Annotated in this window: 7 protein-coding genes; 3 read left to right on the forward strand and 4 right to left on the reverse strand. The window is 62.5% G+C overall.

The genetic code is table 11. The features are described 5' to 3' along the window. Window positions 1–11: 11 nt before the first annotated feature. The 4 genes from AB0N72_RS20085 to lysS all read right to left on the reverse strand — a co-directional run bounded on the left by AB0N72_RS20085 (window position 12) and on the right by lysS (window position 5,010). Entirely contained in the window at window positions 12–2,504 is a 2,493-nt protein-coding gene (locus tag AB0N72_RS20085) for an ATP-dependent Clp protease ATP-binding subunit (protein ID WP_363934657.1), read from the reverse strand. Window positions 2,505–2,851: 347 nt separating this feature from the next. Then, window positions 2,852–3,175, reverse strand: coding sequence for an Lsr2 family protein (locus AB0N72_RS20090; RefSeq protein ID WP_363934655.1), 324 nt, complete (start codon window positions 3,173–3,175; stop codon window positions 2,852–2,854). Window positions 3,176–3,304: 129 nt separating this feature from the next. After that, window positions 3,305–3,478: a hypothetical protein gene (locus tag AB0N72_RS20095; RefSeq protein ID WP_363934653.1), complete on the reverse strand. Its 174-nt coding sequence runs from the start codon at window positions 3,476–3,478 to the stop codon at window positions 3,305–3,307. 2 nt (window positions 3,479–3,480) lie between these two features. Next, window positions 3,481–5,010, reverse strand: a complete 1,530-nt coding sequence (lysS, locus tag AB0N72_RS20100; RefSeq protein WP_363934652.1) for a lysine--tRNA ligase — start codon at window positions 5,008–5,010, stop codon at window positions 3,481–3,483. A 75-nt stretch (window positions 5,011–5,085) separates the two neighbouring features. On the opposite strand from lysS, the gene AB0N72_RS20105 reads away from it, so the two are divergent. From AB0N72_RS20105 to AB0N72_RS20115, 3 genes are all read left to right on the forward strand, one after another. Then, entirely contained in the window at window positions 5,086–5,982 is an 897-nt protein-coding gene (locus AB0N72_RS20105) for an alpha/beta hydrolase (RefSeq protein ID WP_363934650.1), read from the forward strand. A 9-nt stretch (window positions 5,983–5,991) separates the two neighbouring features. Then, entirely contained in the window at window positions 5,992–6,846 is an 855-nt protein-coding gene (locus tag AB0N72_RS20110; RefSeq protein WP_363934648.1) for an alpha/beta hydrolase, read from the forward strand. Between the two features lie 64 nt (window positions 6,847–6,910). Beyond that, window positions 6,911–7,744 carry an alpha/beta hydrolase gene (locus tag AB0N72_RS20115; RefSeq protein ID WP_363934646.1) on the forward strand — a complete coding sequence of 278 codons (834 nt, stop codon included), beginning with the start codon at window positions 6,911–6,913 and terminating at the stop codon, window positions 7,742–7,744. Window positions 7,745–7,885: the final 141 nt, after the last annotated feature.

Below are 7,885 nucleotides of genomic sequence, written 5' to 3' on the forward strand. Positions count from 1 at the left end.
CCGTATTCAACCTACGCGGTCGGAGCAATCTCCGGGATGCGCGGCTTGGCGTTGCCTTCGAAAGTGAACTTGGCGTCGTCACCTTCGCCCTCGACGTCCACCACAACGATGTCGCCCGGGTGGATATCGCCGAACAGGATCTTCTCGGACAACTGGTCCTCGATCTCGCGCTGGATGGTCCGGCGCAGCGGCCGGGCACCCATGGCGGGGTCGTACCCACGTGTAGCCAAGAGCACCTTGGCGGCAGGCGTGAGCTCGATGCCCATGTCCTTGTCCTTGAGGCGACGCTCCAGGCGGGTCACGAACAGGTCCACGATCTCGATGATCTCGTCCTGCGTGAGCTGCGGGAACACCACGACGTCGTCAACACGGTTGAGGAACTCGGGACGGAAGTGCTGCTTGAGCTCTTCCGTGACCCGGGCACGCATCCGGTTGTAGCCGGTCTGGGTGTCCGTGCCGGACTGGAAGCCCGTGGCCACGCTCTTGGAGATATCGCGGGTACCAAGGTTGGTGGTCATGATGATCACGGTGTTCTTGAAGTCCACCACGCGGCCCTGGGAGTCGGTCAAACGGCCGTCTTCCAGAATCTGCAGCAGCGAGTTGAACAGGTCGGCGTGAGCCTTCTCAACTTCATCGAACAGGACTACGGAGAACGGACGCCGGCGGACCTTCTCGGTCAGCTGGCCGCCTTCTTCGTAGCCGACGTAGCCCGGAGGAGCACCGAAGAGACGCGAAACCGTGTGCTTCTCGGAGTACTCGGACATGTCCAGCGTGATGAGGGCGTCCTCTTCACCGAACAGGAACTCGGCAAGCGCCTTGGCGAGCTCGGTCTTTCCGACGCCGGTGGGGCCGGCGAAGATGAACGAGCCACCGGGACGCTTTGGGTCCTTCAGGCCGGCACGGGTGCGACGGATAGCCTGCGACAGGGCCTTGATGGCCTCGTCCTGGCCGACCACGCGCTTGTGGAGTTCTTCTTCCATCTTGAGCAGCCGCGAGGACTCTTCCTCGGTGAGCTTGAAGACCGGGATGCCGGTGGAGTTCGCCAGAACTTCGGCAATCAGGTCTTCGTCAACCTCGGAGATGTCATCCATGCCGCCGGACTTCCAGGTGCGCTCCTTCTCTGCGCGTTCGGCAATGAGCTTCTGCTCCTTGTCGCGCAGCGAGGCGGCACCCTCAAAGTCCTGGGCGTCGATGGCGGATTCCTTCTCCATCTTGACGTCGGCAATGCGCTCATCCATGGCCTTCAGCTCCGGCGGAGCAGTCATGCGGCGGATGCGCAGGCGTGCGCCGGCTTCATCGATGAGGTCGATCGCCTTGTCCGGAAGGAAGCGGTCCGAGATGTAGCGTTCGGCAAGCTGCGCGGCCGAGGCAAGTGCGCCGTCGGTAATCGTTACGCGGTGGTGGGCCTCGTAACGGTCCCGCAGGCCCTTGAGGATCTCGATCGCGTGCGCGACAGAGGGTTCCTTGACCTGGATCGGCTGGAAACGACGCTCAAGGGCGGCGTCCTTTTCAATGTGCTTGCGGTACTCGTCCAGGGTGGTGGCTCCAATGGTCTGGAGTTCGCCGCGGGCAAGCATTGGCTTCAGGATGGAAGCAGCATCGATGGCGCCTTCGGCTGCACCTGCACCAACGAGGGTGTGGATCTCGTCGATGAACAGGATGATGTCGCCACGGGTGCGGATTTCCTTGAGGACCTTCTTCAGGCGCTCTTCGAAGTCACCGCGGTAGCGGGAGCCGGCAACCAGGGAACCAAGGTCCAGCGTGTAGAGCTGCTTGTCCTTGATGGTCTCCGGGACATCGCCGCGGACGATCGCCTGGGCGAGGCCTTCGACGACGGCCGTCTTGCCGACGCCTGGCTCACCGATCAGCACGGGGTTGTTCTTGGTACGGCGCGAGAGGACCTGCATGACGCGTTCCATCTCCTGCTCGCGGCCGATCACAGGATCGAGCTTGTTCTCGCGGGCAGCCTGGGTCAGGTTGCGGCCGAACTGGTCCAGCACCACCGAGCCGGCGGGGGTACCCTCGGGCTGGCCTTGGCCGGAGCCGCTGCCTGCGGTTTCCTTGCCCTGGTAGCCGGAGAGCAGCTGGATGACCTGCTGGCGGACCCGGTTCAGGTCCGCGCCAAGCTTGACCAGCACCTGGGCGGCCACGCCTTCGCCTTCGCGAATGAGGCCAAGCAGGATGTGCTCAGTACCGATGTAGTTGTGGCCGAGCTGCAGTGCTTCGCGGAGCGAAAGCTCAAGCACCTTCTTGGCACGCGGCGTGAAGGGGATGTGGCCGGACGGGGCTTGCTGGCCCTGGCCGATGATCTCCTGCACCTGCTCGCGAACGCCATCGAGCGAAATGCTCAGGGACTCGAGCGCCTTGGCAGCAACGCCTTCACCCTCGTGGATCAGACCCAAGAGGATGTGCTCGGTACCGATGTAATTGTGGTTGAGCATCCGTGCCTCTTCTTGGGCAAGGACGACCACGCGACGGGCACGGTCCGTAAATCTCTCAAACATTTCGCCACACTCCTAGCTACGACGTACTTTGATGCTACGTGCCCGGGCAACACTTTTGGGGCGTGTTCGCCACAGGGGAAACATGACGCCCTTACGGAATAAAACAGGGACTGCCCTTGACCAGGGACGACGGCGGTGGGACCCTCCCGCGTGATGCCCGCCGGAGCAGCAGATCACCAGGGCGCCACCCTCTGCGGTCCGGGTGAACGGCAATAAGGGCACCAAGCGTCTTTCCGTGCGACCGTGGATTCACAGAAAATTCCCAGCCATGGGCCATGTGGCGCACAAAAACCGGGCTTAAACAACGAATGCCCCGGCAGCAGTTGCCGGGGCATTGAAGTGATGAATCAGGAATTGGCCTTTTGGTAAGCTTCCTGAATTTCCGCCTGAATACGCCCGCGGCTGTTGACTGTGTAACCGTTGTCACGAGCCCACTGGCGGATCTGCGCGGAATCCTGGTTGCGTGCCGTTGTTGCACGGCCCCGCGTTGCGCGGCCAGAGGTCTTCCGGGCCTTGGCGACGTAAGGTTCCAGGGCTTTCCGAAGGGAAGCTGCGTTGGCCGTCGACAGGTCCATTTCGTAGCTCACACCATCCAGGCCGAATCGGACAGTTTCGTCCGCAGCCCCTTCATCCAGGTCATCGACGAGGATGATTTTTACTTTCTGTGCCATGAGTTGCCTCTCATTCGGAGGGTTGGATAATCAGAAATTCCCCGGGTTTCTTTCTTGATTATCTGTCACGGCAAGCACGCGCGTCAAAGCACAATTGGATTCCTTTGCTTAGCGGAAGCCAATTTCGGGTTATTTTGTGGCTGGACCTTCCGGGGCCGGGCCCTGATTTCTCAAATTGGCCTCCTCCTGGGCGCGGGCTTCGGCCTGACGCTCTGATTTGTCCGCATTGAAGATGGACTTCATGGCAAACCAGAAAATCAAACCCACCACCACTGAGGGCGCCAGGACTGCGATGTACTCCATGATCAGTGTCCTTCAGGCTTCAACAAGGGGAACAGAATGGTTTCGCGGATACCGGCGCCGGTAAACAGCATGACCAAACGATCAATGCCGAGCCCGATTCCACCCATGGGCGGGGCACCATATTCCAAGGCGCGGAGGAAGTCCTCGTCCAACTGCATGGCTTCTTCATCACCGGCGGCCGAGCGGCGCGACTGTTCGGTGAGGCGTTCGCGCTGAATCACGGGGTCAATGAGTTCCGAGAATGCAGTACCGCGCTCCATGCCACCAATAATGAGGTCCCATGCCTCGATCAGCCGGCCATCCTCGCGGTGCGGGCGCGCCAGCGGCTGGGCCGAGGGCGGGTAGTCGTACACAAATGTGGGATTAAGGAGCGTGGGTTCAACGATTTCCCCGAAAAGTTCAACGACGATCTTCTCGGCGTCCCATTTCGGGTCCACCTTGACGTCGTGCTTGGCGGCGATCGCCAAGAGCTCTTCCACAGTGGTGTCGGGAGTAATTTCCACGCCCACTGCTTCTGAAATACCCGGGTAAACCGCAAGCCAGGCCCATTCGCCGTCGAGGTTTATTTCACCGGCTTCGGTCTGGATGGTGCGGGTACCAACAACGTCTGCCACATTCAGGATGATTTCCTTCATGCGCTCGGCCATGACGAACTGGTCGGCCCATGCTTCGTAGCATTCGAGGGTGGTGAATTCCGGGCTGTGGGTGGAGTCCACGCCTTCGTTGCGGAAGACCCTGCCCATGTCGTACACACGGTCAATTCCGCCCACTACTGCGCGCTTAAGGAAAAGCTCGGTGGCAATGCGGAGCGTCATTTTCTGGTCGAAGGCATTCATGTGCGTTTCGAACGGACGGGCTGTGGCACCGCCGTGGACCAGCTGCAGGATGGGAGTCTCCACTTCCACATATCCGTGGCGGTCCAGGGTATCGCGGACCGAACGGGTGATGGCGGCACGCTTGTAGACCATCTCGCGGGCTTCGTCACGGACCATGAGGTCCACGTAGCGCTGGCGGACGCGGGTTTCCTCGTTCAGCTCCGCGTGCAGGACGGGAAGCGGACGCAGTGCCTTGGAGGCCATGGACCAGGAATCGGCCATCACGGACAGTTCGCCGCGGCGCGAGGAGATGACCTCACCCTTGATGAACACGTGGTCACCCAGGTCAACCAAGGCCTTCCAGTCCGCAAGGGCTTCCTCGCCGACGTTCGCCAGGCTCAGCATGGCCTGCAGCCGTACGCCCTTGCCGTCCACGCCGCCTTCCTGGAGCGTCGCGAAGCAGAGCTTGCCGGTGTTGCGCACGAACACCACGCGTCCCGTAACGCCTACGACGTCCCCGGTGGTCTCATCAGCCTGGAGATGCGCGTATTTCTCGCGGATCTCGCCCAGGGAATGGGTCCGCTCAACACCCACCGGATAGGCCTCGGTGCCGCGCTCGATCAGCTTGGCGCGCTTCTCCATACGGATGCGCATTTGCTCGCTGGCATCGATGGGCTCTGCGGAGGTGTTCAGGGCTGGGGTGTTTGCGGAAGTCACAGTCCTTAAGTTTACCGTTGATTACGGACCTTCACTTCCGGACTTCCCCGACGGGGAAAAGCATAGACTCGGACGGTGGAGACATGGACGGTTGAGACGCACGACGGCGGCGGCCAGCTTGAGGTGCACAGCTTCAGGCCGGCGTCGGCTGCTTCGATTCCCGGTTCGCAGGCACCTGCGGAACCGGCCGGCGTCGTGCTTGTCCACGGCACTTTGGTGACCGATTCCCTCTACTGGCCCTTCGCCCGGACCCTGAGTGTTTTGCTGGGCCGTCCGGTCCACAGCTATAACCGCCGCGGCCGCGGCCATTCTGCCCCGCAACCCGCGGGGTATTCCGTTGACACCGAGATCGCCGACCTCCAGGCAGTCATGGAAAAGAGCGGTTCCACCGACGTTGTGGCGCACAGTTATGGCGGCTTCGTGGCGCTCCAAGCCGCCAGGCGGGCCAACATCAACAAGTTGGTCACCTACGACGCCGCAGTCTCCCTGTCCGGTAACCTGAGCAGCCGCTGGCGGCCGGAGCTGGAGGAGGCTGTCACCGCCGGACAGCTGGACCACGCATGGGCCCATCTGGTTCAGGGTCTGGGCACTGCCGGGCCGATTTCCTACCTTCCGATGCGGGCCCTGCGTACGCTGAGCGTTCTCTCGGCCCAAACCCGGCTCGGCCTGGAGATGCGCTCCCTGCTGCCCACCGCCGTCGTGGAAATGCGTGCGGTCCTGGACGCCGACGCACACCTCAACGACTTCAAGAAACTCTCCACGCCCACGCTCATGCTCAGTGGTGGCTGGAGTCCGTCGTACTTTGCTGAAACCGGCCGCGCGCTGGCAGGTGCGGTGCCTGCCATCGAGTTCGCGGTTGTGCCCCTGCAATTCCATGAGGGGCCCCTGCGCCCCGGGCGTCGCCTGGCGGCGCGGATCGCCCGGTTCCTTTCGGGGAACAACCTCCCGGCCGGAACGGTGAATACCCCCTAGGATGTTCCGGTGAAGGAACGCGGGATCAAGACGCACGACGGCGGCCGGCTCGCCTTGTACAGTTACGGCGCGGAAGAGGCGCCCGGGGAACGAAGAGTGGTGCTGATCGGCGGCGCGTTCCTCACGGCCCTCATCTACCGGCCATTCTCGATTGCCCTGGCCAAGGGCCTCGGTGATGGCTGGGCCGTGGACGTGTACGACCGCCGCGGCCGGGGAAACTCTACTGAACAGCCGCACGATTACTCCATGGCCACGGAAGTAGAGGATGTCCGCACCATCATGGACGCCACCGGTGCGCGCAACATCCTTGGCCATAGCCTTGGTGGCTCGGTCGCGCTGAACGCGGCCCAGGCCTTCGCGGGAACTGCCCACGAACCTGACAAACTGGCTGTCTACGACGCCGCCGTCAACATCGACGGAAGCATGGACACCGACTGGCTGGCCGGATTCGCGGATGCGGTCGACAAGGGCGACGTGAACCGTGCCATGGCGCGCATGAGGCGGGGGATGCAGCCTGGAACAGCCCTGGCGCGCGTACCCGAGCCGATCCTTGCCGGGCTCATGGCCGTGGTTTCGCGGACCAAAGTGAACAAACTGTTCCGCGAACTCCTGGCTTCCGGCGTGGGCGAGCTCAAGGCCGCCTTTGAAGATGCCGACACGCCCCAGGATTTTGCGGTGCTTCCCTCGAATACGCATTTCATGGTGGGCAAAAAGAGCCCGCAGTTCTACAAGGTCACTGCAGCGAGGCTGAACAGGGCCGTACCGGGCAGCACCCTGGAAGTCTCCCCCAAGGGCTTCCACGGTTCCGTCCCCGCGGCCGTCAACGAACTGGTTTCGGATATTTCGGGGTACTTCAAAAGCTGATTCGTTGTCCACATACGGGGTGGGCATGCGGCCCGCTGTCAGGTGCCTCGGTTAGGCTCAAGACATGACGCGCGACATCATCATGACCCACGACGGCGGACACCTCGAAGTACTCACCACGGGTGCTGGGCTTGCATCGGCAGGTTCCGGCGTCGTGGTGGTTCCTGCCTCCATGGTGACGGCCTCGGACTACACGCGCTTCGCCCAGAAACTCAGCGAAGCACTCGGCCGGCCGGTCCACACGTTCAACCGGCGTGGGCGTGGCGACTCATCCCCCCAGGCCGAGGATTACACTCTGGAAGCCGATATACGGGATCTTGAGACCGTCATGAAGCACACCTCCAGCACGGATGTGTTTGGCCACAGTTTCGGCGGTGCAGTGGCATTGCACGCAGCACGCACCCTCCCCGTGGAGCGGCTGGCGGTTTACGATCCCGCCGTCTCAGTGAACCACAGCGTCAAAGCCGAGTGGACGCCCGATTATGAACGTGCGACGGCGGCGGGAGACTACGACCGCGCCCTCGCCGTACTCATCAAGGGCGTGGAGACCGGCGGCGCCTTCGCCCGGATGCCGCTGTCAATGCTTACTCTCGCGAACAAACTGGCGGCCGGCACCCCCGTCGGAAAACAAATGCGTGAGCTCATGACCTGTGGCGTCCGTGAGATCAAAGCGGTCATCGCTGCCGACATGCCTGCCGAGCCGTTCCTGGCACTGCCCTTGGAAACCTTGATCGTGGTGGGCGAAAAGAGCCCCGCGTACTTCGGTGTGGCCTGCGGGCAGATCCACGATGTCCTGTCGGGCTCCAGCTACACCATCCTTCCGGGGTTCGGCCATGACGGGCCGAACCGGGCGCCGGAGAAGTTGATCTCTGAGTTGTCGGAGTTCTTTTCGGGCTAGGCCCCCGGGGCCTTCGGGCCGCGCTGGCTTGGTGTGGTTTCCGGGTGTGGTGTTGTTTTAAGTGCGAAGAGCCCCGACCGTGTGGTCGGGGCTCTTGCTAATGTGTGTCCGGCGGTGTCCTACTCTCCCACACCCTCCCGG

The organism is Paenarthrobacter sp. NPDC089307, assembly GCF_040685055.1.
GTDB lineage: Bacteria > Actinomycetota > Actinomycetes > Actinomycetales > Micrococcaceae > Arthrobacter.